Raw genomic sequence first — 26,386 nt, 5'->3', positions numbered from 1 at the left:
GCAGTGTGTGGCATCTGTTCTATTCTTGGTTGTACCGGGCAATCGCTTCGCGCGCAACTTCACGGTCATCGAAGGGCAACACCTGGTCTTTCACAATTTGATACGTTTCGTGTCCTTTTCCGGCGATCAAGATCACATCGTCCGGCTTCGCAAGCGAAACTGCATGCGCAATTGCTTCACGTCGGTCAGTCAGTGCCGCATAACGATCAGGTGCCACTTCCGACAAGCCAGCCAGCATGTCATCGAGAATCGCCTGCGGCTCCTCCGAGCGCGGGTTATCTGATGTTAAGACGGTCAGATCAGCATATTTCGTTGCAATTTGCGCCATGATTGGGCGTTTCGTTCGATCCCTGTCGCCTCCGCAACCAACGATGCAAAATACGTTGCCACGGGCAAATTCCTTGACGGTTATTAATGCATTTTCCAAGCTGTCTGGCGTGTGGGAGTAGTCGACGAGTACCGCAAACGGCTGACCAGCATCCACTGCTTCAAATCGCCCATTTACGCCTGCCACCTCTTCCAGACTCGCTTTGATCTCTTCTAGTGGAATACCTTCTGCGAGTGTAACCGCGATGGCTGCCAATGCGTTATACACATTGAACTTTCCCATCAGCTTCAAGTTCAGACGCGCACTACCAGCGAAGCTTTCGACTGTAAAAGAAGTACCTTTACTTGTGATTTCGATTTGCTTTGCCCTTACATCTGCTGGCTGATCGATGCCGTATGTAATGACTCGCGCCGGTGTAACGGTAGCATATAATTCAGACGCCTCATCATCCGCATTCAGTACAGCCGTTTTTAGACGGTCTGCGTCATAGCTGTTGCCCAGCTGGGAAAACAACAATGATTTGGCGTAGCGATAGTTTTCCATCGTTTTATGATAGTCGAGGTGATCCTGCGTCAGGTTGGTGAAAACCGCTGTATGGATTTCGCAACCGCGGACTCTTCCCAGCTCCAGCGCATGAGAGGAAACCTCAATAATCGCATAGTCTGTGTTTACATCGCACATGCGACGAAAGCTTCTTTGCAAATCTATGGCATCCGGAGTCGTATTTTTGACTTCCTCCGTTACGTCCCCAATTCTCATATGGATCGTTCCGATTAAGCCTGTTTGCTTGCTTTGATCGCGCAAAATTTTGTCGATCAGATGCGTAGTGGTCGTCTTTCCATTTGTCCCCGTTACGCCGATGACTTTTACTTCTTTCGTAGGAGATCCGAAAATACGATCAGCCAGCATAGCCATTGCCCGCCGGGTATCCGGTACTTTGACAATAGTCGCTGGCACGTCCAGATCTTGTTCGGATAACACGGCGACGGCACCATTCTTCACCGCCTGGGCCGCGAACGTATGTCCATCCACGGTATATCCAGTCAGACAGACAAACAAGTAGCCGGGCTTTACCTGGCGCGAGTCTGCTGTCAAACCCGTAATCTCCATGCTGTCATCCCCCGAAACCGTTACTGGCAACAAAGGCATGAGCAGATCCCGTAGAAACATGAAACAGGCACCCCATTCTCCAACTAGTATAGACAGAAATTTGAACATTTGTACTTGGCTACGCCGATCAATTAGGCGCAGTCTTGACGAACAAAGGCAGAGCGAACGTAGACAAGCCTACTCCCCTCCGCCTTCGAAATCTCATTTTATAGCTAATTGGTCGATTTGTCACCAAGGTATATGCGAATTTTTCCGCCCTGATCAATTTTTACTCCAGGTGCCGGGGACTGCTGAATGACATACTGACCTTTACCTGAAACGACTAGCGGCAGCGTATCATACGTTGTCACTACGTCTCTCATGGATTGTCCGACCATGTTTGGCACTTCGATTGGCGCCTTTTCACCAAGTGCTTTGTTAATTTCCTTGGGAATGCCATCTTTTCGTTTGGGGACATTCAAATGTTGAAGGGAGGACTCCATGATACTTTTTACACTCGGGGCGGCAATCAATCCACCAAACGCCAGTGCTTTCGGATTGTCTACGGCGAAATATACGACGATCTGTGGATCATCAGCTGGCGCAAAGCCGATAAACGACACGATGTATTCCCCATCGACGTAACGGCCATTTTTTACTTTTTGCGCTGTTCCCGTCTTTCCTCCTACTCGATACCCTTCAATATATGCCTTATTACCCGTTCCTTGCGCGACCACGCTTTCCAACGCATGCCGAACTTTAGCTGAGGTCTCCTCGGTAATCACCTGTCGAACTTCTGTCGGCAAGGTCCTCGCTACAACATCGTGCGTCACGCTATCCCGCCATTCTTTTGCGACAAACGGCTTCATGAGTTTGCCACCATTAATAGCAGCTGAGACTGCAGCCATTTGTTGAATCGGCGTTACCGATACCCCTTGACCGAAAGAAGTCGTCCCAAGCTCTACCGGTCCTACTTTATTCAAATTGAATAACAGCCCGTTTTCTTCGCCAATCAAATCGATCCCTGTCTTTTGTCCGAAGCCAAATTTTTTGATGTAGTCAAATAGTCGTTCTTTTTGCAGTCGCTGGCCCATCGTAACAAAGCCAGGGTTACAAGAATTTTCTACCACTTCCAGCATCGTTTCCTGCCCATGCCCCTGCCGCTTCCAGCAACGCAATCGCTTACCTGCCACGTTTATGAATCCCGGATCGTAAAAGCCCTCGTTCAGATTGATGACACCTTCGTTTAAAGCAGCTGCCAGTGTCACAATCTTGAATGTGGAACCAGGCTCGTATGTTTTCCAGATAGGGAGATTTCTATTGTACACCTCCGAAGGATAGTCCCTGTAGGCGTCCGGCTGAAAAGTCGGGCGACTTCCCATTCCCAATATCTCTCCTGTCTTTGGATTCATGGCGATCGCCAGAACATCATCAGGCTGATAAGCGACCACCGCCTGATCCAGCTCACGTTCGATAAAAGATTGGATGGTACTGTCCAGCGTTAAATACATGTCCATGCCATTCACGGGTGCTACGTAGTCTTCGGTTCCACCTGGCAGCACGCGCCCTTTGGCATCTGACGGAAATGAGATATGCCCCTCGGTCCCCATCAAGAAGGGATCATAAATTTTTTCAAGCCCTGTCAACCCTTGATTGTCAATGCCTGTGAAACCAAGAATATGGGCTGCCATATTTCCATTCGGGTAAAAACGCTTCGTATCCCCTGCCAAGTATATGCCTGGCAAATTCAATTCTTGTATTTTTCTCGCCTTTTCAATAGACAGTTTTCTTCCGCCTGGAATCTGGTTGTTGCTCATTTCTTTTTTCGTAATGGCACGAAATACATCTTCTTCTTTTTGCTCCAAAATGATGGCGAGCTGTCTCGCTGTTTCTTTCGGGTCTTTGATTTGCGCTCCTACCGATACCAGTGTGGGGACGGTCATATTCGTCACGAGCTCATTGCCACTTCTGTCTAGAATTCGACCGCGATTGGGTTGAAATTTAATTTCCCGCTTGAGCAGTTCATCTGACATTTGCGAGAGTTTCGGTCCTTCTATCAATTGAACATAACCCAAACGGGTGACAAGCGCAAAATACAAAACGACTCCTACAATCAAGATGATAAAAATGCGACGGCGTACAGTAGCATTGGATACCCGCAAAGCGAGTCCCCCCTCAAATAGGTTGTCTCTTCTTAACCTTATTCGCAGGGGGGACTAGTTAGAACTATGGAGTTGTCGGTGTTTGCGTTGTTTGGTCTCCTGGTTTGTCAGAAGGAGGCGCCTGTCCAGATGCTGGCGGCTGTGCTGCCTCACCTTGCCCAGTTTGCTGACCGGAAGATGGCGGAGCCGGATTATTTCCACCTGATTGATTTGTAGTCGTATTCTGCCCCGGATTGTTTGGCGTCGTTGTAGCAGGCACTGTGCTGCCCTCCTGACCTGGAGAAGGCGCTGCCGGTACAGGTGGTTCCGACACGGATTGCAGCGTCACCTGAAGCAGTTCTGTACCCTGGAGCACCGTTCCCGGAGGAATACTTTGCTGGGTGACGAATCCAGTTCCAGTCGATTTCATTTCGAGATTGATCAAAGAGCTGAACTCCATGACATCCCGCAATGATTTTCCTTTGAAGTCAGGCATCTTTGTTCCTTTGACCCTGTCTGTTACAAGGATAATCTGTTCACCTGGAACGACCTGCTCATAGGCTTCCGGATACTGTTTGACGATTTTCGTACCTGTCCCAGCTACCGTGACCGTCAAATTGTCCTGCTTCGCCCGCAATTGTGCAGCTGTCGTGGACATCCCTTCAAACTTAGGCAATGTCTTCGGTGTAGCAGGTGAGGATGCCAGCGCTGCCTGCGCTTCTTTTTTCTGTGTTGTCTTTTCACTCTGTTTATTCTTGACTAACGACAGATCAGGCTGCTGCTGCAAATATTGCAGGCTGCGTTCCATAATGGATGTAAACATGGGAGCGAGCATCATTTGGCCCCACAATGCATACCATGCATCTGTTTGCGGATCGTCAATGACGACATAAACCAACAGCTTCGGGTTGTCTTTTGGCGCAAAACCGATGAAAGAACCAACGTAACGGCCATCCATAATTTTCCCTGTGTTGGGATCGTATTTTTGCGCAGTTCCCGTCTTTCCTGCTACTTGGTACCCTTCGATCTGATATTGTCTACCCGTCCCGGGTTTCTCTGAGACAACCTTCCCCAAAATGTCGCGTGTCTGTTTCGCAGTCGCTTCGCTTACAACCCGCTCCACAACCTCACGTTGTGTGCGATTAACGACTGCTCCCGTGTGAGGATCGCGCATTTCTTTTACAATATGAGGTTTTAGAAGCTCTCCTCCATTCGCGATCGCCCCCACAGCGGCAACCTGCTGGATCGCCGTAACCGTTGCTGCTTGACCATACGTTGTTGCAGCCCAGTCACGTGGTGACCGAGGTTTTTCCAGGTTGATCAAACTTCCTTTTTTCTCGTAGGGAAGCTCAATTCCGGTTTTTTCACCCATCCCGAATTTTTTGAAGTATTTCTTCAGACCTTCCAGCTTCAACCGTTCATATCCCAACTTAGCGAACAATACGTTACTGGATCGCTGAACCCCTTCCAAAAAGGTGATGGTTCCCCAACCGGCACCATTGTTATGGTCGCGGATCGGAATCTGCCCCTTGATGGTATAAGCACCTGATTGATAGGTTTCATTCTGATTAAACATTTTTTCTTCAATCGCTGCCGCCAGCGTAATAATCTTAAACGTAGAGCCCGGCTCAAACATGGTGGTGACAGCATGGTTATTGTAGTTTTCAATCCCGTTGTAGTACGTATTCGGATTAAACTGCGAGCGGTTGCCCATCGCCAATACCTCACCCGTTTGCGGGTCGGCCACAATGACCGTCATGCCCTTCGGCTTGTACTGCTGTTCCACCTTGTCAAGCGCTTGTTCTACATAATCCTGTATTTGTCGATCAATGGTAAGATATACATCTAAGCCGTCTTTTGCCGGAATGTACTCCCCTTCTCCGTCTGGGAGCTGGTATCCAGCACGATCCCTTTGGTAGGCAATATGTCCCTTTATACCAGCCAATTCTTCGTTCAATTGCAGCTCAATTCCCATTTTCGGTTCATCGTATAAATCCAGATAACCGATCACATGGGAGGCAAAGGCATTATTCGGATAGACTCTGCGAGTCGTTTCAGTCAAATAGATGCCTGGGAGCTGGTTCTTTTTGACTTGCTCTCCACTTGGCAACTTGGGATATTGCAATGCCAGAATGCGGTTCCTCTGCTCTTCACTGATCTTTTGCCCGTAGCGTCCCAATTCCACCACTTTGTTCGGCTTGGTCAAATTCTTTACCAATTCTTGAACAGGCGCATTCAAAATAGGAGCCAGCATATTCGCTGTGTAGTAGGGGTCTTTCACCACATCTTCGTCTCTCGCGTCAAGTGGCTTCAGCCTTGCATTAACCGTGTATGCCTTACCATCATACGCCAAAATTTCTCCGTTTCGATCATAGATCGCTCCACGCTTCGGCTTCAAAACATGCTCCCTGTCCCACTGCTTTTGTGCAGTTTCCATGATTCTGGCAGCCTCTGCTGTTTGGATCCAATAAATTCGAAAGCTCAACGTCGAAAAGGTCAAGATCAGGCATAAGGCTACCACGAGAATTCGCCAATTTACTTTTCGTTTCCATTCCATCTCCATTCAACTCCGTCGCATCAAAGATCGCCCGTCTCCCATGAAAGGTTGATAGGGGAGACGAACGCAACCTAGCCGAGTCAGGAGCAGACTCGAGCCCAGCTAAGAAAAAATGGTACCGCACATAAGGAGCAGTAACATTTAAGGTTTTTTGGGTTGTGTTTGTGGCAGAGAACTCGCCTGTACCTCTGGTTTCCCAATCGTATGTACAGCTGCTGGATTGTATACCATCCCCTGCTTCTCTGCTTCTTTTTGCAGGCGATCCCGGTTGGTCATTTGCTCAATTTGCAATTTCAACGTTGCATTTTTTTCTGTCGTCAAACGATTTTCATGTTTGGTGCTTTGGATTTCGTAGTTCAACTGGGAAATTTGCGAGTAGCGGACACCCACTAGACCCAAGCCGACGACGGTTAACGAGATAAATAAGAGATACAGCAATTTTTCTCCGGTCGGAATCGTTGGCTTGATTCGAACCGTGCGCTTTGTTGTTTTCGTTACAGAGCGGGATTGTTGCTCCAACTCCATAGCTAGATTTCCTCGGTAGTAACTCATCGCTTCTCCCTCCCCTTTCTCGTCGATCCCGGTCTACAGCTTCTCCGCTACCCGTAGTTTAGCTGATCGTGCACGATTGTTTGCTTCCAATTCTTCTTCTGATGGCAAAATCGGCTTCTTTGTAATGACTTTTACAACCGCTTTATTTCCGCATGTGCAAATCGGAAAGGCTGGCGGGCACGTGCACCCTTTTGAAAAGTCTTGATAAATTTGCTTGCAGATTCTGTCCTCTAATGAATGAAACGTGATGACACTTACGCGACCTTCTGGATTCAAAACCTCAATAGCATCGACGACGGCCTCTTTGAATGCATCCAATTCATCATTGACTGCGATCCGAATAGCCTGAAAGGTACGCTTCGCCGGATGGGGTCCGGTACGGCGCGCAGCGGCAGGAATTCCTTCCTTAATCAACTCAACAAGCTCACCTGTTGTTTTGATCGGCTGCTTCTTCCGTTGTTGAACGATTTGCCGGGCAATTCGCCGGGAAAACTTCTCTTCTCCGTACAGCCAGATGATCTTGGCAATCTCTTCTTCATCCCACTCATTGATAATGTCATAGGCGGACAATGGCGCTTGTTGGTCCATTCTCATATCCAAGGGCGCATCGGCATTGTAGCTGAAGCCGCGCTCTCCCTCGTCCAATTGCGGAGAGGATACCCCGAGGTCAAACAACACCCCGTCTACACCAGCCAAGCCTAAATCCCTCACAATGTCTTTGATATGGCGGAAGTTGCTCTTTACCAGCGTGACTCTATCCATATAGGAAGCGAGTCTTTCGCGGGCATTATCCAGTGCCCAGTCGTCCTGATCGATGGCGATAAGTCGACCGCCCTCCGTCAGCTTGGAAGCAATCAAACTGCTATGCCCGGCTCCACCGAGTGTACAGTCTACATAAATGCCTCCAGGACGAATATTTAGCCCTTCGACAGCCTCATCCATCAAAACGGTTACGTGATGAAACGACAATGTCGTCACTCCTGTTCTTCTCGCTGCTACAAATTAAAATCAACCAGTTTTTCGGCAATTTCTCCAAAAGAGCCTTCTGACTGGGCAAAATAATCTTCCCAGCGTTCCTTGCTCCATACCTCTACACGGTTTGATACCCCAATGATCACACATTCCTTTTGCATGCCTGCATGCTCACGTAAATTGGGTGGTATGTTTACCCTTCCCTGCTTGTCCCACTCGCATTCGGTGGCACCTGAAAAGAAAAATCGTGTAAATGCGCGAGCATCTGCTTTTGTAAATGGGAGAGACTTGAGTCTTTCCTCTAGTTGTTTCCACTCATCTTGCGGATAAGCAAACAAACATTGGTCCAGCCCGCGGGTAATAACAAAGGAAGTACCTAGCCCTTCACGGAATTTGGCTGGGATCGTCAGGCGGCCTTTTTCGTCGATGCTGTGCTGATATTCCCCCATGAACACGCCCTGGTCCCCCACTTTCCTGTCGGTTGGCTCCACTTTCCCCCACTTTTCCCCACCTGGTACCTATTTGTTATTATAAAAAAAATCCTGCGTTTGTAAGCAGGATTTTTTCGCATATTTTTTTGCCGGGAAAAGACGGGATTCGAGGGACTATTCGACCCAGCTTTCCAGGTAGGATTTTTGCTCATCCGTCAATTTGTCGATTCCGATGTTCAGAGCTTCCAGCTTGTACTTAGCAACCATTTGATCCAATTCGAATGGTACGTTCAGCACTTTTTTGCCAATGTTTTTGTACTGTTCATTGACATAAGCCAAGGATACCGCTTGCAGAGCAAAGGTCATATCCATGATTTCAGCCGGATGTCCGTCGCCAGCAGCCAGGTTCACGAGGCGGCCTTCTGCGAGCAGGTACACTTTTCGACCATCAGCCAGGACAAATTCTTCAATATCTTTACGCACAATGCGGGAAGAAGTCGACATTGCATTCAGATCGACCTTGTTTACTTCGACATCGAAGTGACCCGCGTTGGACAAGATTGCGCCATCTTTCATCACAGCAAAATGCTCTTTGCTGATGATATCACGGTTACCTGTCACTGTTACGAAGTAGTCACCATGCTTCGCAGCTTCTAGCATTGGCATTACTTCAAATCCATCCATGTAAGCTTCTACCGCTTTGATTGGGTCGATTTCGGTTACGATTACTTTTGCGCCCAAGCCTTTTGCACGCATCGCTACACCTTTACCGCACCAGCCATAGCCAGCTACAACAACAGTTTTACCAGCCACTACGAGGTTCGTTGTACGGTTGATACCATCCCATACGGATTGACCCGTACCATAGCGGTTGTCGAACAAGTATTTGCAGAATGCATCGTTTACGGCAACCATCGGGAATTCCAGCTTGCCTTCTTTCTCCAACGCTTTCAGACGCAGAATACCTGTTGTCGTTTCTTCTGCACCACCGCGTACTTGAGACAACAGATCACGGCGCTCACTGTGCAAAATGGTGATCAGGTCGCCACCGTCGTCAATGATCAGATCAGGACGAGTTTCCAGTGTTTTGATCAGGTGCTCTTTGTATTCAGCAGGATCTGGATTGTATTTCGCAAATACGCGAATACCGTCTTCTACCAATGCTGCGCAAATGTCATCTTGCGTGGACAGCGGGTTGGAACCGGTAATGGTTACTTCAGCGCCACCAGCTTGAACTACTTTTGCCAGATAAGCCGTTTTCGCTTCCAAGTGCAAGGAGATCGCAACTTTCAGGCCTGCAAACGGCTGCTCTTTTTCAAAGCGCTCACGAATGCGGTTTAAGACAGGCATGTGTTCTTTTACCCAATCAATTTTCAGATGGCCGTTGTGCGCCAACGACATATCTTTTACGATGCTTTCAGAAACAGTGTTCATGTACGGATGGACCTCCTTTTATCTCATAAAGCAACCTTGTCTATCATATCATACGCAAGTTCAACCATCATCAGTTTTTCCAATTATTTTCCTATTATCGGCAATTTACGCTCTGCGGTTTCTACCGTTAGCAGCTCCAAAAAGCGCAACAAAGCCTGAGGCATCCATTTCTTTTTATGGTAGACCAACTGTCGGAAAACACGGATATCCGGATGGGAAAACGAGAGTATCACTAGTGTACCATTTTTTACTTCTTCTTGTACGACAATTTTCGGAAGCAACGCAATTCCCAAATCATATGCAACACATTGTTTTATTGCTTCCAGGCTGCCAAATTCAAAAGAAGATTCCACGGTGGCTCCTGCTTCACGCAACACCGATTCCATCATTCCTCGGTAACTGCATCCCTTTTCTGTAAAAATCCAGGTTTCCCCGGTAAACTCGTGCGTTTCTACCTTCTCTTTTTTGACCAGTGGATGGGTAGGTGCAGCCACAACAACTAGTTTTTCCTCACCTAAAACGACATTTGTCAGCTCAGATTGATCTTGGAGCCAATCGAGCACAAAGGCGAAATCGTACTTCCCTTCCTTTACTCCCTGTCTCAAGTCTTGGCAGATGCCCGGCGCAAGCATGATCCGCATACGTGGCTGCTCCAAGCGAAATTTTTGCAAATAAGGTGGCAAATAAAAGGCTGCCAATGACTCCACTGTTCCGATACTCAACGTTCCCGCCAGATGTGCCTGCTCTGACAGATTCGCTTTTGCCTCATCTAATACAGCTTGCAGCTGTTCGCTGTAGCCGAGAAGCACTTCGCCCGCGTGGGTAAGCCTGATTTTTTTGCCCCAACGCTCGAATAGGCTGACACCGAACTCCGATTCCAGATTTTGAATTTGGGTCGTCACACTTGACTGCGCGTAGCCTAAAATTTCGGCTGCACGAGTAAAGCTCTGGCATTTTGCTACTTCACGGAATGTTTGCAAATAACGAGTATCCAAATTTCCTCCTCTTTTCATCGAAAAAACCGATTTGAATTATCTAATATTATAGATAACTCCGATGATTAAGTCTATGCTACACTTCAGTTACCAACGACAAGGTAAGTAAAAAAGTGAGGGATCTACCTATGGGGAAATTGTCCACGCAAGCCCCCGGCCTAGCCAAAACACTGCGACTTCCGCAAATCGTCGCCTTATACATCGGGGCGGTGATCGGTTCTGGCGTACTGCTCATTCCCGGACTTGCAGCACAAAAGGCTGGTCCAGCTTCCATTTTAGCTTGGCTCGTCATGTCTATTCTCGTCCTGCCCATGGCCATTACGATGGGTCTGTTATCTGCTCGTTATCCGAGCTCAGGTGGAGTCTCTACATTTGTACGGACAGCCTACGGAGATCGTTTCGGAAACATGGTAGGCTGGTTCTTTCTCTTGTCTGTCCCGATTGGCGCACCCATTCTGAGTGTTACAGGGGCCAACTACATTGCGATCCTGCTGAACTGGAGTGAGTCGCAAGTGTATGCGGCGGCGGCTCTGCTTCTTCTCGCTGTCCTTCTGATGAATGTTGTAGGCTTGCATGTAGCTGCACGTGTCCAAACGATTGTTGTCTCGCTGATTATCACGATTTTGATTTTGGCCGTTGTCGCAAGCATTCCGCATGCATCTGTCACGCACTTTACCCCTTTTATGCCAAACGGTTGGTTGAGTGTCGTGCAAGCCGCAGGTCTGATGTTCTGGTGCTTCATTGGGTGGGAAGCCGTGACGCATCTCTCAGAGGAATTCGTCGATCCTGCGAAAAACGCGATTCGCGGTGTTTTGTGGAGTGCAGGAATCGTCGCTCTCTTGTATTTTGCTGTGGCCTTTATGACTGTGGCTACGCATAGCTACGGGGTCGGCATCTCCGCTGCCTCGCTCAGTGTCATGGTTCAACTCTCCCTGGGTCCGATCGGGGGATGGATTGTAGCCGTAACCGCCTTGTTCATTTGTATCGCAACAGCCAACGCTTACATTGGAGCTGCGTCACGCATCGCCTATTCGTTGGCGCAAGAAAAGATCGCTCCTCGCTGGTTTGGCACCCTCCATACCAAGTACCGGACACCAACCGGCGGACTTTTGTTTCTCTCTCTTTGTTTTGTCGTCGTTCTCGGCGTACTCTATTTCGACGTGATCGACTTGTCCAGACTCATCGAACTGCCCAATGCTACCTTTTTTGCGACTTACATCGGCGGGTGTCTGGCTGGGGTCCGACTCTTGCGCAATAGTCGCGTAGGCCGAATCGCTTCCTGGACTTCTCTCGTCTGTACAGTAGGACTCTATCCTTTCTTGGGATGGTCCGCTCTCTATCCCCTCGTGATTGCACTCGTCCTTTTTATCTGGCAAAAACGTCATGCCTGACACGAAAAAAGGCTGGGGTCATGTCCCAGCCTTCTTTTCTTATTCATCTTTTCCAATCAGTCGAAACGTTTTGCCATCGCTCGAGGAAAGGTAAAACGTGCGATCGACGCTTCCCCCCAACTCCCCTGCGTAATATTGAACCGTCATTCTGTATTTATTCATTCCGATTTTTGCAAAGTACATCAGCTCATTAAACTGCGGAAACCGGACATAATCATACACTTCATACTGCATAAACGAAAAATGCTCGCGTAAAAACGATTCACTGACAGGCAGATTGTTTTTCTTTACATATGCGACCAAGTCATCAAAGCGACGAATCTTTTGCGTATCCATCACGTCCCCTACAAATGACGAGACAGCTTGTGTCATTGCCTTCTTCTCGCCCTCTGTGACATTGCCAGGGTACAGTTCGGCGATTTTGGTTTCCAAACGATTTAACAGGACGACTGCCTGTGCTCTGCTGATTTTGTCATCAGGACGAAAGCTTCCATCTGGAAATCCAGCCAAAATTCCCATTTTGTAAGCAGGGTAGACTGTCATCACCTGTGTTTCATTGTCGACCGAAAGATCCGTGAAAAATTTCGCTGTCGTTCCCCGATATTTTTCTCCTTCTGATTGATGCCCGATGGCTGCCAGTAACGTTCTTGCCGCTTCCAACCGCGTCATGCTATCCGTCGGTTTTCCGGATGGCATGATACCCGCTGAAGCCAAATGGTGATAGTTTTTTTCCGACCAACGTCCCGCAGCATCCTGCAAGTAGGTCTCTTTGATAAAGCTGTCAGGCTCATGACCTGTAAAGGAAGGAATGACGCGTTCAATCAGGGATAAAAACTGTTCTTGCGTCACCGTTCGCTCTGGCTGAAAGGTTCCGTCGGGAAAGCCCTTGATCAATCCTTTTTTGGTAGCAATCCCTATTTCTTTTGATGCCCAATGTGCATTTGTGTCAATAAATGCAGGTGAATTGGCCACGTATTCTTCCCGTGCGTCGGCCTTTTTCAATCCTGCGGTTGCGATGCCCGTCAAAAAAACGGATAAGCTCACAACTAGTAGAGTGGCTTTTTTCCCGATTTGTTGTAATGCAATCTGCATCCCGAGTACCACCTTTCCCCAAAAACAATCCATTACTACTAAGACGCAGAATTTGTCGGAAAAGTTTCGGCATAATTTGAAGAAATGTTTTCCATCAGCTTAAACAACAAAAAAATAGCCGGGTCCACTTCTAGGACGATCCGACTATTTTGTGCTGCACTTTACAGGTAATAAAGTTGATGAGTACCATCATGCGCGAATGGCGCATCTACTAATCGGTCAATCAAACCAAGACCATACTTATTTGCAAACGGGAAAAACGAATGCTTTCTTTCTTGCAATCCACCTTCGGGCAACAAAGCGGTCTCAATTCGTTGGACGCGCACATGCTCTACGTCATCTTTTTGCTGGAGTGAACGAATCAAACGCTCTTCCAAAAAGGATACTTGCTCTAACAGCAGCTTACTATTTTTCTCGGCCAGACCACGCAATCCGCCATCCAGAGAAACGACCTCCTCTACCAGGGGACGATAGATCGACATAATCGACTCCCGTGCTGATGCGAATTGCTGCTCCAACGGATGTGGCGCCTGGTTTGTGGACCACTCGGTTTTCCATGCGGTGAAATCAGTCAAGACTTGTTCAACAGAAAGCCCCAAGCTATCCAGCAGTCTCAGTTGAGCACCTTCCACAAGGGTAACGGACAAACGAGGCAATACGATCGGCATCTGCATCCCGAATAGCTCGAATACCTCCCGATAAAACGCCCAATAAGCAATCTCACCCGGACCTCCAATGAAGGCAAGCGTAGGAAACAGATGCTCCTGCATCAACCCGCGAGTAACGACATTTGTGCTAAAACGCTCCGGTGAATCTGCAACCTGCTTGAGCAATTCATCGCGACTGTAAGCACGTCTCCGATTGATAAAGCGCTCCCCGTGACGTTCTAGCAGCAATCGATCATCGCCCTCATAGACGAACAAATTGGCTTGATGCTCTTCCACTTGCAATTGAAGCGGATACCCAGCCGTTGAAATCCGATCCGCTGCCCGTAGCAACACCTTCGTCAATTGCTCATTGTTTTCAATGATCTGTGAAAAGATGGGTTGCTGCAGTTCACGAACAAACGGCAACGAGGATTCAACCAGAACAAGACCGTGCTTGCCAAACAGTTTTGCCATCAAGCGGGCAAACCACTCTGCGACTGTGCGCGAATCTGCTGCAGTCTGCTTCAGTAGCTCACGAATCTGTTTGGTTTCGGCAGTCTCTGTTTGTCCCTGGAAAAAATTTTCCAGAAACTGCGTACACAGTTCAGGGTCCAAGGGTAGGGTACTTGCCGATTGACGGCCCTTTTTGTTCAGAGCCAGTCGCTCTTTATGCAGGCGCTTCCCATCGTCCGCTCCCCAGTACACATGATCGATCTCATCGATGTCATGGTCTTCGCCAGCAATCCAGAACACCGGAATGACGTTCGCCTGAAGCTCGGCAGACAGCCTCTTTGCTGCCTGGATCAGATGAACAGCTTTGTTGATCGAGAGGGGTCCACCCAGAACTCCTGCTTGCTGACCGCCGATGACCACATATGTGTCTGGCTGTTTGAGCAACTCGATATTTTTCAGTGCTTCAGGGTGAGTACCCATCTCTTTATTAAATCGATATAAACCTTCCACGAGCTGGTTCCGGTGAGGATAGGATTGACTTTGAAGCCATTCCACGCGTTCTCGGTAGGACTGTTCACGGTAGGGATTATGCGCAAAAAACTGTAATGCAGAGGCATTTTGCTGCTGGTACTCCTGTGCCAGCGGATTCGCCAATGGAAGCGCGAGACATTCAACATTCATGCTAGCTCACCTTTCTTAGGGCCATGGTCAACAAAAATTATACCATGCTCCACAGCCACAAAAAACAAGACAACCCACTTTAATGGGTTGTCAAAGTGTAATACAGGCTCGTTCGCGCTTGCATTAAAATTGTGGAGGGGTGACGGACCAGATTAACAAAGCTTCCGTTTCTCCCGTATTTTCGATTGCGTGTGTTTTGCTGCTGTCAAATGAAATACTGTCTCCTGCTTCCAATACATGCTCTTCATCGTTGAAGCGTGCTGTCACACTGCCGGTAATGACCGTGAAACACTCTTCTCCCTCTGACTGCACGAACTTGTCGACAGCCATTTCTCCAGGCATCAGTCGCACTTCCAGCATCCCCAGCTTGGCACTACCTCCCATCGAGAGCAGCGAATAAGTGCCCGTCGATTCAGGAAAGACCAGTTGTCTGCGTTTTTGCAAGCGAGTCACATGCACCTGCTTTTGATCAATATCTTCGAAAAAATGAATGATGGGTGACTCCAGAGCTTTGGTGATTTTCCACAGCGAATCCAGCGACGGCTGCGAAATTCCACGCTCTACTTGGCTCAGCAAACCTTTGCTTAACCCTGTCTTGCCTGCCATAATTTCCAAGGTAAAGCCGCGTTCTTTCCGAATCATTCGAATCTTGTGACCGATGGTCTCGATGGGAAGTCGCATAGTTCCAACCTTCTTTCTTATCGGAATAAATACGATATGTATCAACAGTGCTTTACACGACACCCATCGTTTTGATAATTCCGGTCGTAAACAGCACTATGTAGACGATTCCAAACCAGAGAAACGACAAACGCCAGGCCGAAAATCCTACCCTTTTGAGGGAGAGCCGCCCCTTCCACTTCATCTGTACCCACCCAAGGAGCACGGTTGCCACCAGGTAAAAGCAGAATACCCACCACCAAGCGGAAAATGCCTCGGGCCAGATCAGTTCGTAAGCAGAAACGGCAGAACGAATCACCAAAAGATTCGTGATATTTATCGCGAAGCGGCCTGCCAATTTCTTGTTCCGCGTCGCCCCATACAAGATGAAATAAACGAGCGGAAACCCGAGAAACGGCACAACCGTCAGCGTACCCCACAAATAGGCCCAGACATTCGCCAAAATGGTCATCTACTGTCGCCTCCCTCCTTCCGTATTCCCATGTCTGACTTCAGAAGGATAACGCGAAGCAAGGTTTCGTGCAGCGGAGTCGGAATCCCGGCCTTTTTTCCTACTTGGACAAGATAGCCGTTGATAGACTGCACTTCCGTCGGTCTGCGCTTCTTTATATCCTGCAGCATGGAGGAAAGATTACGGGAAGTATTTCGGCAAATGGAGACAATTTCCTGCAAGTCTGCATCCTCGATTTTTTGTCCGGCATACGCAGCCACTGCGGCAGCTTCCACAAATAAAGCACGCATGAGCTGTTGCGTATGTGAATTTTCGAGGAGAGCACCATTTGGGATTTCAAAAAGCGCGGTTAACGGATTGATCAGTGCATTTGCGATGAGCTTGCGCCAAGCGAAGGGCTGTATTGCCTTTTCATAGACAGCCTCCATGCCTGTTGATAATGCCCACTCGACAAATGAGTGAATCAGTGGATCATTGCGATCAGAAGTCTCCCAAGAGCCTACCCGCAAAGTACCAGTACCGGTATGCACGACTTCTGTAGGCGACAATCTCCTTGCTCCTTCCGTATTAATCGCAAAGAAGCACTGTGTCTCCGTTAAAACGGTTCGAAGCAATTCGTAATGACCCATGCCATTTTGCAAAGCGATCACTCTTGCCTCAAGTTCTAACCCTTGTAAGGCTGGAAGCACGCTGTGCATATCTGGCTGCTTTACAGTTAACAGATACAGATTCCCTTCAGGCAATCCTTCTTCAATCGGGCTGGCGGCAACCGGAACAGTGACTGTCTCGCCATTAAGCTTTTGAAAGCTGAGCCCGCGTTCATTTAGCTGATTCGCCTGGAGTGAACTGCGTGTAACAATCGTAACAGGTTGTCCAGCGAGTGCGAGCCTTGCTGCATACAGCAGCCCGACAGACCCTCCACCTATGACTACCACCCGACACGTCATTGGTTCTAGCAGCATTTGTTCACCCACATTAATCAATGCTTATTTTTCAAGAATAACAGAGTTTTCGGGATTGTTCAATTGATTGCCACAAAAAAAGATCGAAATTATCGAAATATTCCTAGGTTATTACACATTTTCTGTAAAAAAATCAGGCTATCGCCTTTTGACGACAACCTGACTCCTGATTTATACCGGATAAACCGCATGCTTTCTGTCCGAAAAAACGTGACGCTTTTCCTTGTAAACCTCGTAGCGCTGGATTAATTCTCGTCTCAGCTCGCTTGGAGGCACAACAGCATCTACAATCAAGTTCGATGCCAGTAAGTATAAATCGATGTCTTCCTGATATTCTCTGCGTTTTTCTTGAATAAACGCTTGACGCTCTGCCGGGTCCTCAATCGCCTGTATTTTGTTACTGTAGACGGCATTGACTGCTGCTTCTGGTCCCATCACGGCGATTTGGGCACCGGGCAGTGCGAGGCAAGCATCTGGTTCAAATGCCGAGCTGGCCATTGCGTACAAGCCGGCACCATACGCTTTGCGTACAATGACAGATATTTTTGGTACCGTGGCTTCCGCCATGGCGGAGATCATTTTTGCCCCGTGTCTGATAATGCCTGCCCGCTCTACGGCTGTCCCGATCATAAAGCCAGGAACATCTGCCAAGAACAAAAGTGGGATCGAAAACGCATCGCACAATGTGATGAACCGAGCTGCCTTGTCAGCCGAATCGACAAACAGGACTCCTCCCTTCACACGCGGCTGATTCGCAATGATTCCGACAGGCTTGCCATCCAGACGCGCCAATCCAGTAATCAGCTCTTGGGCAAATAACTTTTTGATTTCAAAGAACGAATCCTCGTCGACCAATGCAGTAATCACATCATGCATATTGAAAGCTGCATTTTGATTCTCCGGCACGATGCTGGTGATTTCTTTCGCGGTAGACACAGGGGCTTTTGCCAGTGCAGTCGGTGGCGTCAACGTATAGTTCGCCGGGAAGAAACGAAGATAGCTGCGCGCTGCTTGAATCGCTTCTTCTTCATTGGCAGCCAGTACGTCGCCGCATCCGCTGACGGAGCAATGCATGCGTGCGCCGCCCAACTCTTCCAAGCTCACTTTTTCTCCAATCACCATTTCCGCCATGCGCGGAGAGCCCAAGTACATGCTCGCGTTTTTGTCGACCATGATGACAATGTCACAAAAAGCTGGGATATAGGCGCCACCAGCCGCAGAAGGTCCAAACAAAATGCACACTTGTGGAATTTTGCCAGAGAGCTTCACTTGGTTGTAAAAGATTCGCCCAGCACCCCGTCGGCCTGGGAACATCTCCAATTGGTCAGTGATACGCGCTCCTGCTGAATCGACGAGATAGAGAAGAGGAACACGCATTTTTTCAGCTGTCTCTTGAATGCGAATAATTTTTTCGACGGTCCGCGATCCCCAAGACCCTGCTTTCACTGTCGAATCATTGGCCATTACGCAAACAGTTTGACCATTTACCTTGCCGATTGCGGTCACAACTCCATCCGCCGGCAGATCACCTGCCATGACATTCGCGAACAGCCCATCCTCGACCATGAACTCGTCATCGAACAATAGCTTGAGGCGATCGCGGACGAACAGCTTGTTTTGCTCCTTGAGCTTGTCATGATACTTGGCATCGCCCCCTTGCACTACTTGGGCGATTCTTTCGTGCAATGTGTCTTCCAAATGTTTGGTCATCAGCGTAATCCCCCTCGTCACTCTCCGCGGTATATCGGTTTTCGTTTTTCTTGAAAGGCTGCGAGTCCTTCTAGGCGGTCTTTCGTCGGGACGAGCAGCTTGTACGCGTTGCTCTCAATCTGAAGTCCGCTAGCTAGTTCGACTTCCCCTCCACAATCGATGGCAAACTTGGCTTGGGCTAGGGCAAGTGGAGCATTCGCTGAAATTTGCTCGGCCAAAGAAATCGCTGTCTCCATGAGTTGATCAGCAGGAACAATCCGATTGATCAACCCAATGGACAGTGCCTCCTCGGGAAATACACGCCTTGCCGTAAAAATCAGTTCCTTGGCGACGCCTTTTCCAACCAGCCGAGGCAAACGCTGTGTTCCGCCGGCACCAGGGATGATCCCGAGCGATGTCTCCGTTAAACCCATCTGGGCATGTTCACTCATGATCCGCAGATCGCACGCCAACGCCAATTCTGTACCGCCCCCCAGTGCCAGCCCGTTAATCGCCGCGATGACTGGTTTCGGTAGCTTTTCCAGCTCTGTGAACGTATCTCGAATCGTTTGGATGTATACTTCGACCTGTTGTGGTGACATGGAGCGCCGCTCTCTTAAATCTGCACCAGAGCAAAACGCCTTGTCGCCAGCCCCTGTAACGATGACCGTCCGGATGTCACGATCATGGCTGAGTTCACTGATCAAGCCGCGCAATGTCACGAGCGTTTCAAGATTGAGGCAGTTAAAAACTTCTGGCCGTTGCAGCGTTAGTACGCCGATTGCGCCCTCTCTTTGAAAGGAAACCGTCATCTTCTATCCCCTCTTTGCGAATGTGTGGAAAAAACAGATCATCCAGCTGGTTTGCTTGCGAGCGATGCCTGCAGCACTTTGGAGGGGAGCTCTTTGCCCAACTGCTGCCCAATATACGCACCAGCCTCAATCAACTTCTCGAGATCGACGCCTGTTTCATAGTCCATACCATGCAACATGTAGACCAAATCTTCAGTCGAAATGTTGCCTGCAGCTCCTGGCGCATACGGGCATCCGCCGAGGCCGCCAATTGAGCTGTCAAAGATTCGGATTCCTTCATCTAGCGCTGCTGCTACGTTCGCCAATCCAGTTCCTCTCGTATCATGGAAATGGGCGGCTAAGCGCTCGTTCGTAACATCTTTCACAAGTTCTCTAAAAACCTCATGAACCTGCTTCGGAGTTGCAACCCCTATCGTATCCCCGAGAGAAATCTCGTACACTCCCATTTCCAACAGAGCCTCTGTCACCCTGCGGCTATTGTCCAGCGGAACGTTTCCCTCGTACGGACAACCGAACACTGTTGAGATATATCCGCGAACTTTCATCCCGAGAGCCAGCGCTTCCTGGGCAACCTCCCGCAGGATCGGATACGTGTCTTCTATCCGTTTATTAATGTTTTTTTGATTATGCGTTTCAGAGGCAGACATGAACAGGGCAATCTCTGTCAGTCCGCATTGGCGTGCCCGCTCCAGACCGCGAATATTTGGAACCAATGCGCTAAGCGTTACGTCTTGGCTGCGATTGATTCCCTGCAAGACCTCATCTGCATCGGCCAATTGCGGTATCCATTTCGGATTCACAAACGAACTGGCTTCTATCCGCTTCAAGCCTGCTGCCATCAGCTTATGAATCAGCTCAATTTTTGCTGCTGCCGGAACGATCGCGCTCTCATTTTGCAGCCCGTCACGAGGACCGACCTCCACGATTTGCACACGCACAACAAGTCACCCCCCTTGCCTAGCGGTCGCTCAGTTTAGAAGTATTCTAATCCTATTCCAGAACGACAATGATATCACCATCGTTGACAAAATCGCCAATGTTCGCTTTTACTTCCACAACCTTGCCTGAGGCTTGAGCCTGTACAGGAACTTCCATTTTCATCGATTCCAGTACAAGGACGTCTTGTCCCTCATTGATCTCGTCACCTGGCTGCACCAGGACATTAATAACGGTCCCTGCCATATTGGCTGCTACTTGTTTCATGGATGGTCCTCTCCTTTACATATCATTCTTATTAACTTAGCGTTTTTCCGTGTTTGACGCAGCTCCGCGCTCAGTAACAAACCATGTCGTATAGTTGCCTTCTCGGAATTGATCGTCCTGTAATACTCCTTGCAAAAACGGAATGTTCGTTTTAATGCCAGTAATCAGAAAATGATCCATAGCTTTCTGTGCCTGTTGCACAGCCTCTTCTCTAGTCGCCCCGGATACAATGACCTTTGCAATCATCGGGTCGTAAAAAGGAGTCACCTGTGTACCTGTCTCTACCCCATCATCAATTCGTACATGTTCGAATGCAGGTGGCTGGTACAACGTAATCGTCCCTGGCGATGGCAGGAAGGTGACAGGGTCTTCCGCATAGACACGCAGCTCAATCGCGTGGCGCAGAGCCTTGACGTCCTCTTGCTTGATCGACAGCGGATGACCATCGGCAATGTCCAGTTGGAGCGACACGAGGTCAATGCCCGTCATTTCTTCCGTTACAGGATGCTCCACTTGCAAACGTGTATTCATTTCCAAGAAGTAAAAATTTTTCTGCTCATCTACGATAAATTCAACCGTTCCTACTCCCGAGTAGCCCACTGCTTTCGCTGCTGTAACCGCTGCATCGCACAGAAGCTCTCTCGTTGCTGTGTCCAAAAAGGGCGAAGGGCTTTCCTCCAGCACCTTTTGATGTCTGCGCTGTATAGAGCATTCCCGTTCGAGTAAGTGGATGACGTTTCCATGCTGATCGGCAACGACCTGCACTTCGATGTGGCGCGGACGTACCACGTATTTCTCCATATACATCGCATCGTTACCAAAATACGCTTTTGCACGGCCTTTCGCCGATTGGTAGGCTTGTCGCAGCTCGGCCTCGTCTCGGCAAATGTGCATCCCAATGCCTCCGCCGCCAGCACTGGCCTTTAGCATCACGGGATATCCGATGGACATCGCGATGACAGCTGCTTCATCTGGAGAATCGATAGCCTGTTCGCACCCTGGAACGACTGGTACTCCCGCAGCCTCCATAATATGGCGGGCAGTCAGCTTGTCACCCATTTGACCGATGACCTCGGGGGTAGGCCCAATGAATAGAAGGCCTTCCTCCAAAACGCGACGGGCAAAAGCTTCGTTTTCTGACAAAAGACCGTAGCCTGGATGAATGGCATCGGCACCGGTGCTTTTCGCTGCTGCGAGAATGGCCTCTACGTTCAGGTAGCTGTGTGGCACAGGCGGTGGACCAATATGGACTGACTCATCTGCTTCACGTACAAACGGCAGATCCTTGTCTGCATCCGAATAGACAGCAACCGTAGCCACTCCTCTTGCCTTGCATGTACGGATAATTCGTCTGGCAATCTCACCACGGTTTGCGATTAATACCTTGTTCATGGCAACGCTCCCCTCTTTGACAAACCGACTACAACCGTAAGCGCTTCCAAATTGTTTGCCTGGTTTGTATCATGTGATGCTACTTTCTATTTTGCCACGAGAATGATCATAGTTCTAGGATGAAATTTTAAATTTTTCCAAGGAAGCGAAATCATTTCCTGACAATCCCTCCAATAAAAAAAGAAAAACACTTCGGAAAAGCCAATCATCGTGTATAATAAAGGGGCGGGGCCAAAAGGTGGCCAAGGCAAAGAGCTGTGAGAGGAGTGGCTAACCATGTTTGAAGTAAGACGTTTGCAAATCAACTATAAGACACTGGAGGAATTCCAGAAGTTTCGCGAATTTGGCCTGGAGGAGCTTTCTATGAAGGAAGACCTGGAGGCGAACATCGTGGAAAACGATTCGGAATCTCCATTTTACGGTATTTATGACAACGATCTTCTGGTAGCACGTATGAGCCTCTACAAAATTGACGGAAAATACGACCGTTACTTCCAACCTGCCCAAGACTATTATGAGCTGTGGAAGCTCGAGGTTCTGCCTGACTACCGTCACAAAGATTACGGGACTGCTTTGGTCAACCACGCGAAAAGCTTTGGAGCTCCTATTAAAACCAACTCCCGCTGTCGCGCAGACGATTTTTGGTTGAAAATGGGCTTCACGCCTGTGAAGTACAACCTCATGCGTGATCGTGGTGAAAACCCATATGTGTGGTTGCCAGAGAGCGTAGAGCTGCAAGACTAGCTCCCTATTTACTAAAACATGAATGACAGATGAATGCGTAAACAAAAAGAAGCGGATCAATGACCGCTTCTTTTTTCATGGCCTTGCGCTTATTTTTCCACGCGCTCTAAATTTCCGTTTTCATCCATTTTGAAGATCGCTTTGTTGGAATCCTCTTCCTGTAAAAAAGCAAGCTTGCGTGCACGTTCCATGATCTGTACCAACGCACGGTAGTCATCATTGACACCCTGCACCTGATCCAGCTCTTTTCTAGCGCGTTCGTGGGCTTCTTTCAATTCTTTTAACTCCAACTCTTTTCCTTCCAACTCTTGTTCCAATTGTCGTAAGCGACGAGTCATTTCTTTTTGATTGACGAGCATGCGAATGACTGCTTCAATCTGCTGCTCCTCTACATCCGCGTACTTTTGCACCTCTGCTACTGGCGTCTCAGAACGTTTTGTATGCAACGTGACGACCTCGACCTCAGCCACCACAGGTGGCGGTGCTTGAATCCTCCCGAGCTTTTTCAACTGCTGTCTTTGGCTTTTGGCAATCGAAATGGCCGCATCGTACCGTTTGCGAACGCAACTGTTCCAGCGGAAGCCGCACGCAGCTGCTGTCCTTCCCAACCTTTGACCCACTTCTTCAAATGCAGCAAGCTGTGTGCCGCCTTCGCGTATGTGGCGCAAGGTGACTTCCGCCAACACTAGATCGTCATCTTCGGTCCATGCGTCTTGTCTGGAAGCTACCATATGAGTCCCTCCCGTTACCTTTAAAAAGGATGATGTAATTCATCCTATGCTTTTCCCTACTCTTGTAGAATCGCTTTCTACTAGAAAAAGTATGTCCAAGCAAATAAATGTTTAAACGAAAAGGACCACATCAATTAGGACGTTGGACGCTTTGTCAGGAAGCTTTCCACTACGGCGACGTGTTCAGAACTACCCCATAGATGCGCACATTGACTCACTTCGCGCCGGATTCGTTCTTCTTGCGGAAGGCCCATACGCTTCCACTGCAAGATCTTCATGTACGCCTCAATGCCAGCTAGCGGCTGGGCAGCGATTTTTCGAGCGAAACGATATACTTCCTCATGCAGCTCCTCTTCTGTATATACCTCGTCAACAAAACCGTAGGACTTAGCTTCCTCTGCACGCAATCTGTCACCAGTCAGAAGGAGAGCGAGTGCTTTTGACTCAGGCAGCAAGTCCAACAACCGACTTCCTCCACCCCAGCCTGTCGTAATATGCATGCTGATTTGCACAAACCCGAAGGTCGCTCGCTCACTGGCAAAACGAAAATGACACGCGCCCGCAAACTCACAGCCACCTCCGACTGCGGCACCGTTGATCATAGCAATCACCGGTTTGGAATACTGATCGATGGCCGACAAAAGCTCCGTCACTTTACTGAGCAAAGGATGCGCCTGTTCAAAGCCGCGTGCTGCAATAAACTGATTCAAATCACCGCCGGAAACAAAGCTTCTGCCCGTCCCCGTCACAATCAAAACCTTTACCTCAGGATCAACGTGGCATTCTTGCAAGACCTGATGCAGTTCGTCAACTAGCTCCACGCTGATGGCATTATGTACATGTGGCCGATTTAATGTGATCGTGGCGATACCGTCCTGTTTTTGTAAAAGCAAGGTCTCCATAAAAACACCCACCTTTTTATCAGCTTGATGCTTTATTTTACCTTTCGATGGACAAACAAAAAAGAGGAGGCTTTCCCCCTCTTCATTAGGACAACAGATTTTTCATGGCGGAAGAATTGAATCCGACGATCAGGTTTTCACCGTCAGTCAGGATCGGACGCTTCAAAAGCTGAGGCTCTTCACTAAGCATTTCGAGCAGTTCCTTTACCGACATATCATTAATATCGACATCCAGGTTTTTAAAACGCTGACTTCTCGTCGACAAGATTTCATCCAAGCCATTTGAAGTCATTTTGATAATATCCAGCAGTTCTTCTGCTGTCGGTGGATTTTTGAACAAGTGACGCTCTTCGTAATTCACTCCGTTTTCTGCCAGCCATGCCTTCGCTTTGCGACAGGATGTGCAGCTCGGATAAGTGAAAAACGTTAATTTTTGTGTTTGTGTACGTTCAGCAACGGCCATTGGATACCCCTCCATCTCGTCTATCACGAGTGATTTCATCTATAAAAGTCTTGCCATTTGCAGTTCTTGATGTTTCGTTCAAGCTCTTACAAAAAGTTAGCCGATAAAATTTCCTTCCTTACTTTGGATTTTAATGCTTCATTAACACTATGTCAATAGTAGTTAATTTAAAAACTAGATGAAAATGAGAACGAAATGCTGTTGTAGCACACTGCTACCTTAACAAGTAACACAAAATGGGATACACTTATGGAGATTGTTCAAAAATTCGTTTTTGATCACGAAGAAGTCCTGAAAGCTTGGGCAACATCGAAAGAGGCGTTCACCTTCAAAGTCCGGTGCTCATGTAGGTCCCCTACACTCCGCTCCTCCTTTTTCAGGTTCTCACCACTTTCTCGGTGCTGAAAAGACGACTTTTTGAATTTGATCTTATGGAGATTGCTTTGAGAAAGGGGTATCGGCATGGACCACGATGCGCAAAAGTTAACCAGTGCTTTAGCTGACCCCACCCGTTTTTCCATTTACCAATTTGTCGCCTACAGTAAAGATCCCATCACGGTTCAGGATATAGCTGATCACTTCTCTATCCACCCTAATGTGGCACGCTTGCACTTGACGAAGCTGGAGGACGTGAATTTACTCACTGCTGTTACAGACAAAAGTGGTAAGGGAGGACGTCCCAGTCGGTTGTACTCACTGTCTGAACAGGTTGTGAGTCTGCAATTCCCACCTCGTGACTATCAGCTGTTGGCCGATATCGCGATTGAAAGTCTGCTCTCGCTCGGTGAAGCTGGCGAAGCCGCTCTAATTAAAATGGGACATCGCATTGGAACAGAGATGGCAAAACGGGCGGTTGTCCAAAGTGGACTCAATTTAGAAACAGCCTCTATGGAAGAAAAATTGGACCTGATCCATCGGATTGTCGTGGCTCAGGGATTGAAACCAGACATCGAAGCAATGGCTGAAGGAAAGCTGCGATTTCGCGTGAATAATTGCACCTTCTCTGACAGCGCAAAAAAATATCCGAATGCCGTATGCCAGATGCACAACGCTCTTTTGATGGGAATATTCGAAACGTACTTGGGGAACATTGAATTACGTGAGGATGATTCCAAAATTCGCGGTTGCCAATCCTGCAACTATACGGTGATTCAGTATTAGCACTGCAAGTCCAGTCTCTCCTCCCCGGGTGACAATAATCCGTCATACCTTTATCGTTTACACGTGTTCACCTGTCCTATATAATGGGGGAGGAATCTTGTAAATCTTACCGGTCGAGGCAAAAAGGGGGGACAAAAATGGATCGTATGTATCGCGTTCTTGGTTTCTGGACCATCGTGATCGCGTTGATGGCGTTTTGGGCAGAATTGTACCCGATGGCGCTCATCTTCTTCAGTTTGACTGCTTTCTTCGTAGCGTTGAGCTACATGAACCTGACTGAACGAGTATACCTAAACATTTTCTTCGGCTTCATGTTCCTGTCTTTTGTTGGATTCACGTATTACACGTTCTTCGTGATGCCTGTTGGCCCACAAGAACACGCTTTCCTACAACTGATCATGTAAGAAAAAAGATGCTCGCCATGAGCATCTT

25 protein-coding genes are annotated in these 26,386 nt (G+C 48.4%); 4 read left to right on the top strand and 21 right to left on the bottom strand.

The window, feature by feature from the left end; translation table 11 throughout:
• Positions 1-19: 19 nt before the first annotated feature.
• The 8 genes from EL268_RS10920 to EL268_RS10885 form a co-directional block, all read right to left on the bottom strand.
• Positions 20-1,498 (bottom strand): UDP-N-acetylmuramoyl-L-alanyl-D-glutamate--2,6-diaminopimelate ligase, encoded by a 1,479-nt coding sequence (locus EL268_RS10920; protein ID WP_106653227.1) that lies wholly within the window; start codon positions 1,496-1,498, stop codon positions 20-22.
• Positions 1,499-1,650: 152 nt separating this feature from the next.
• Positions 1,651-3,579, bottom strand: coding sequence for a stage V sporulation protein D (locus tag EL268_RS10915; protein WP_106653226.1), 1,929 nt, complete (start codon positions 3,577-3,579; stop codon positions 1,651-1,653).
• Between the two features lie 64 nt (positions 3,580-3,643).
• A complete protein-coding gene (locus EL268_RS10910) occupies positions 3,644-6,115 on the bottom strand; it encodes a penicillin-binding protein (RefSeq protein ID WP_106653551.1) in 2,472 nt (823 codons plus the stop codon).
• Between the two features lie 141 nt (positions 6,116-6,256).
• Positions 6,257-6,667 carry a cell division protein FtsL gene (ftsL2, locus tag EL268_RS10905; RefSeq protein ID WP_106653225.1) on the bottom strand — a complete coding sequence of 137 codons (411 nt, stop codon included), beginning with the start codon at positions 6,665-6,667 and terminating at the stop codon, positions 6,257-6,259.
• Between the two features lie 33 nt (positions 6,668-6,700).
• Entirely contained in the window at positions 6,701-7,645 is a 945-nt protein-coding gene (gene rsmH, locus EL268_RS10900) for a 16S rRNA (cytosine(1402)-N(4))-methyltransferase RsmH (protein ID WP_106653224.1), read from the bottom strand.
• A 17-nt stretch (positions 7,646-7,662) separates the two neighbouring features.
• Positions 7,663-8,094 carry a division/cell wall cluster transcriptional repressor MraZ gene (mraZ, locus tag EL268_RS10895; RefSeq protein ID WP_007717680.1) on the bottom strand — a complete coding sequence of 144 codons (432 nt, stop codon included), beginning with the start codon at positions 8,092-8,094 and terminating at the stop codon, positions 7,663-7,665.
• 150 nt (positions 8,095-8,244) lie between these two features.
• Positions 8,245-9,504 (bottom strand): adenosylhomocysteinase, encoded by a 1,260-nt coding sequence (locus EL268_RS10890; RefSeq protein WP_106653223.1) that lies wholly within the window; start codon positions 9,502-9,504, stop codon positions 8,245-8,247.
• Between the two features lie 83 nt (positions 9,505-9,587).
• Positions 9,588-10,517 carry a LysR family transcriptional regulator gene (locus EL268_RS10885; RefSeq protein ID WP_174769430.1) on the bottom strand — a complete coding sequence of 310 codons (930 nt, stop codon included), beginning with the start codon at positions 10,515-10,517 and terminating at the stop codon, positions 9,588-9,590.
• Positions 10,518-10,627: 110 nt separating this feature from the next.
• Between EL268_RS10885 and EL268_RS10880 the strand changes: the two genes are divergently transcribed.
• Entirely contained in the window at positions 10,628-11,890 is a 1,263-nt protein-coding gene (locus EL268_RS10880; protein ID WP_106653221.1) for an APC family permease, read from the top strand.
• Positions 11,891-11,929: 39 nt separating this feature from the next.
• Here the strand turns inward: EL268_RS10880 and EL268_RS10875 are convergent, their stop codons facing one another.
• The 10 genes from EL268_RS10875 to EL268_RS10830 all read right to left on the bottom strand — a co-directional run bounded on the left by EL268_RS10875 (position 11,930) and on the right by EL268_RS10830 (position 21,953).
• The gene (locus tag EL268_RS10875) at positions 11,930-12,982 is read right to left on the bottom strand and encodes an S-layer homology domain-containing protein (RefSeq protein WP_106653220.1); all 1,053 of its coding nucleotides are present in this window, start codon (positions 12,980-12,982) and stop codon (positions 11,930-11,932) included.
• Positions 12,983-13,143: 161 nt separating this feature from the next.
• The gene (gene bshC, locus EL268_RS10870) at positions 13,144-14,763 is read right to left on the bottom strand and encodes a bacillithiol biosynthesis cysteine-adding enzyme BshC (RefSeq protein ID WP_106653219.1); all 1,620 of its coding nucleotides are present in this window, start codon (positions 14,761-14,763) and stop codon (positions 13,144-13,146) included.
• A gap of 123 nt (positions 14,764-14,886) precedes the next feature.
• Positions 14,887-15,444, bottom strand: coding sequence for a helix-turn-helix domain-containing protein (locus EL268_RS10865; protein ID WP_106653218.1), 558 nt, complete (start codon positions 15,442-15,444; stop codon positions 14,887-14,889).
• Between the two features lie 52 nt (positions 15,445-15,496).
• Positions 15,497-15,895, bottom strand: coding sequence for a DUF3397 domain-containing protein (locus tag EL268_RS10860; RefSeq protein ID WP_106653217.1), 399 nt, complete (start codon positions 15,893-15,895; stop codon positions 15,497-15,499).
• Positions 15,892-16,857, bottom strand: coding sequence for a ketopantoate reductase family protein (locus EL268_RS10855; protein ID WP_106653216.1), 966 nt, complete (start codon positions 16,855-16,857; stop codon positions 15,892-15,894). The genes EL268_RS10860 and EL268_RS10855 overlap by 4 nt, the downstream gene beginning before the upstream one ends.
• 171 nt (positions 16,858-17,028) lie before the next feature.
• Positions 17,029-18,567 (bottom strand): acyl-CoA carboxylase subunit beta, encoded by a 1,539-nt coding sequence (locus tag EL268_RS10850; protein ID WP_106653215.1) that lies wholly within the window; start codon positions 18,565-18,567, stop codon positions 17,029-17,031.
• A gap of 17 nt (positions 18,568-18,584) precedes the next feature.
• Positions 18,585-19,358 carry an enoyl-CoA hydratase-related protein gene (locus tag EL268_RS10845; RefSeq protein ID WP_106653214.1) on the bottom strand — a complete coding sequence of 258 codons (774 nt, stop codon included), beginning with the start codon at positions 19,356-19,358 and terminating at the stop codon, positions 18,585-18,587.
• 38 nt (positions 19,359-19,396) lie between these two features.
• Positions 19,397-20,296: a hydroxymethylglutaryl-CoA lyase gene (locus tag EL268_RS10840; RefSeq protein ID WP_106653213.1), complete on the bottom strand. Its 900-nt coding sequence runs from the start codon at positions 20,294-20,296 to the stop codon at positions 19,397-19,399.
• Between the two features lie 52 nt (positions 20,297-20,348).
• Positions 20,349-20,561 carry a biotin/lipoyl-containing protein gene (locus EL268_RS10835; RefSeq protein WP_015892116.1) on the bottom strand — a complete coding sequence of 71 codons (213 nt, stop codon included), beginning with the start codon at positions 20,559-20,561 and terminating at the stop codon, positions 20,349-20,351.
• Between the two features lie 36 nt (positions 20,562-20,597).
• On the bottom strand, positions 20,598-21,953 hold the full coding sequence (locus EL268_RS10830; RefSeq protein WP_106653212.1) for an acetyl-CoA carboxylase biotin carboxylase subunit: 1,356 nt from the start codon (positions 21,951-21,953) through the stop codon (positions 20,598-20,600).
• Positions 21,954-22,229: 276 nt separating this feature from the next.
• Here EL268_RS10830 and EL268_RS10825 point away from each other — a divergent pair, with 276 nt between their 5' ends.
• Complete coding sequence (locus tag EL268_RS10825) at positions 22,230-22,697, top strand: N-acetyltransferase (protein ID WP_048033769.1); 468 nt, start codon at positions 22,230-22,232, stop codon at positions 22,695-22,697.
• 89 nt (positions 22,698-22,786) lie between these two features.
• Here the strand turns inward: EL268_RS10825 and EL268_RS10820 are convergent, their stop codons facing one another.
• The 3 genes from EL268_RS10820 to EL268_RS10810 form a co-directional block, all read right to left on the bottom strand.
• Positions 22,787-23,428: an RsfA family transcriptional regulator gene (locus EL268_RS10820; protein ID WP_047068386.1), complete on the bottom strand. Its 642-nt coding sequence runs from the start codon at positions 23,426-23,428 to the stop codon at positions 22,787-22,789.
• Positions 23,429-23,562: 134 nt separating this feature from the next.
• Positions 23,563-24,330: an enoyl-CoA hydratase/isomerase family protein gene (locus EL268_RS10815; protein ID WP_106653211.1), complete on the bottom strand. Its 768-nt coding sequence runs from the start codon at positions 24,328-24,330 to the stop codon at positions 23,563-23,565.
• Positions 24,331-24,415: 85 nt separating this feature from the next.
• Positions 24,416-24,793: a Spx/MgsR family RNA polymerase-binding regulatory protein gene (locus tag EL268_RS10810; RefSeq protein WP_016740704.1), complete on the bottom strand. Its 378-nt coding sequence runs from the start codon at positions 24,791-24,793 to the stop codon at positions 24,416-24,418.
• Positions 24,794-25,255: 462 nt separating this feature from the next.
• Between EL268_RS10810 and EL268_RS10800 the strand changes: the two genes are divergently transcribed.
• Positions 25,256-25,954 carry a helix-turn-helix transcriptional regulator gene (locus EL268_RS10800; protein ID WP_106653210.1) on the top strand — a complete coding sequence of 233 codons (699 nt, stop codon included), beginning with the start codon at positions 25,256-25,258 and terminating at the stop codon, positions 25,952-25,954.
• Between the two features lie 137 nt (positions 25,955-26,091).
• On the top strand, positions 26,092-26,358 hold the full coding sequence (locus tag EL268_RS10795) for a DUF2626 domain-containing protein (protein ID WP_017249582.1): 267 nt from the start codon (positions 26,092-26,094) through the stop codon (positions 26,356-26,358).
• Positions 26,359-26,386: the final 28 nt, after the last annotated feature.

The sequence above is a fragment of the Brevibacillus brevis genome (assembly GCF_900637055.1).
Lineage (GTDB): Bacteria > Bacillota > Bacilli > Brevibacillales > Brevibacillaceae > Brevibacillus > Brevibacillus brevis.
This window is presented reverse-complemented; position numbering and strand designations above follow the sequence as displayed.

Excerpts from the sequence above, each read along its gene's own strand:
- EL268_RS10920 (WP_106653227.1), bottom strand. The coding sequence starts at position 1,498 with ATGTTTCTACGGGATCTGCTCATGCCTTTGTTGCCAGTAACGGTTTCG.
- EL268_RS10910 (WP_106653551.1), bottom strand. The coding sequence starts at position 6,115 with ATGGAATGGAAACGAAAAGTAAATTGGCGAATTCTCGTGGTAGCCTTA.
- ftsL2 (WP_106653225.1), bottom strand. The coding sequence starts at position 6,667 with ATGAGTTACTACCGAGGAAATCTAGCTATGGAGTTGGAGCAACAATCC.
- EL268_RS10890 (WP_106653223.1), bottom strand. The coding sequence starts at position 9,504 with ATGAACACTGTTTCTGAAAGCATCGTAAAAGATATGTCGTTGGCGCAC.
- EL268_RS10885 (WP_174769430.1), bottom strand. The coding sequence starts at position 10,517 with ATGAAAAGAGGAGGAAATTTGGATACTCGTTATTTGCAAACATTCCGT.
- EL268_RS10880 (WP_106653221.1), top strand. The coding sequence starts at position 10,628 with ATGGGGAAATTGTCCACGCAAGCCCCCGGCCTAGCCAAAACACTGCGA.
- EL268_RS10875 (WP_106653220.1), bottom strand. The coding sequence starts at position 12,982 with ATGCAGATTGCATTACAACAAATCGGGAAAAAAGCCACTCTACTAGTT.
- bshC (WP_106653219.1), bottom strand. The coding sequence starts at position 14,763 with ATGAATGTTGAATGTCTCGCGCTTCCATTGGCGAATCCGCTGGCACAG.
- EL268_RS10865 (WP_106653218.1), bottom strand. The coding sequence starts at position 15,444 with ATGCGACTTCCCATCGAGACCATCGGTCACAAGATTCGAATGATTCGG.
- EL268_RS10860 (WP_106653217.1), bottom strand. The coding sequence starts at position 15,895 with ATGACCATTTTGGCGAATGTCTGGGCCTATTTGTGGGGTACGCTGACG.
- EL268_RS10855 (WP_106653216.1), bottom strand. The coding sequence starts at position 16,857 with ATGCTGCTAGAACCAATGACGTGTCGGGTGGTAGTCATAGGTGGAGGG.
- EL268_RS10850 (WP_106653215.1), bottom strand. The coding sequence starts at position 18,567 with ATGACCAAACATTTGGAAGACACATTGCACGAAAGAATCGCCCAAGTA.
- EL268_RS10845 (WP_106653214.1), bottom strand. The coding sequence starts at position 19,358 with ATGACGGTTTCCTTTCAAAGAGAGGGCGCAATCGGCGTACTAACGCTG.
- EL268_RS10835 (WP_015892116.1), bottom strand. The coding sequence starts at position 20,561 with ATGAAACAAGTAGCAGCCAATATGGCAGGGACCGTTATTAATGTCCTG.
- EL268_RS10830 (WP_106653212.1), bottom strand. The coding sequence starts at position 21,953 with ATGAACAAGGTATTAATCGCAAACCGTGGTGAGATTGCCAGACGAATT.
- EL268_RS10825 (WP_048033769.1), top strand. The coding sequence starts at position 22,230 with ATGTTTGAAGTAAGACGTTTGCAAATCAACTATAAGACACTGGAGGAA.
- EL268_RS10820 (WP_047068386.1), bottom strand. The coding sequence starts at position 23,428 with ATGGTAGCTTCCAGACAAGACGCATGGACCGAAGATGACGATCTAGTG.
- EL268_RS10815 (WP_106653211.1), bottom strand. The coding sequence starts at position 24,330 with ATGGAGACCTTGCTTTTACAAAAACAGGACGGTATCGCCACGATCACA.
- EL268_RS10810 (WP_016740704.1), bottom strand. The coding sequence starts at position 24,793 with ATGGCCGTTGCTGAACGTACACAAACACAAAAATTAACGTTTTTCACT.
- EL268_RS10800 (WP_106653210.1), top strand. The coding sequence starts at position 25,256 with ATGGACCACGATGCGCAAAAGTTAACCAGTGCTTTAGCTGACCCCACC.
- EL268_RS10795 (WP_017249582.1), top strand. The coding sequence starts at position 26,092 with ATGGATCGTATGTATCGCGTTCTTGGTTTCTGGACCATCGTGATCGCG.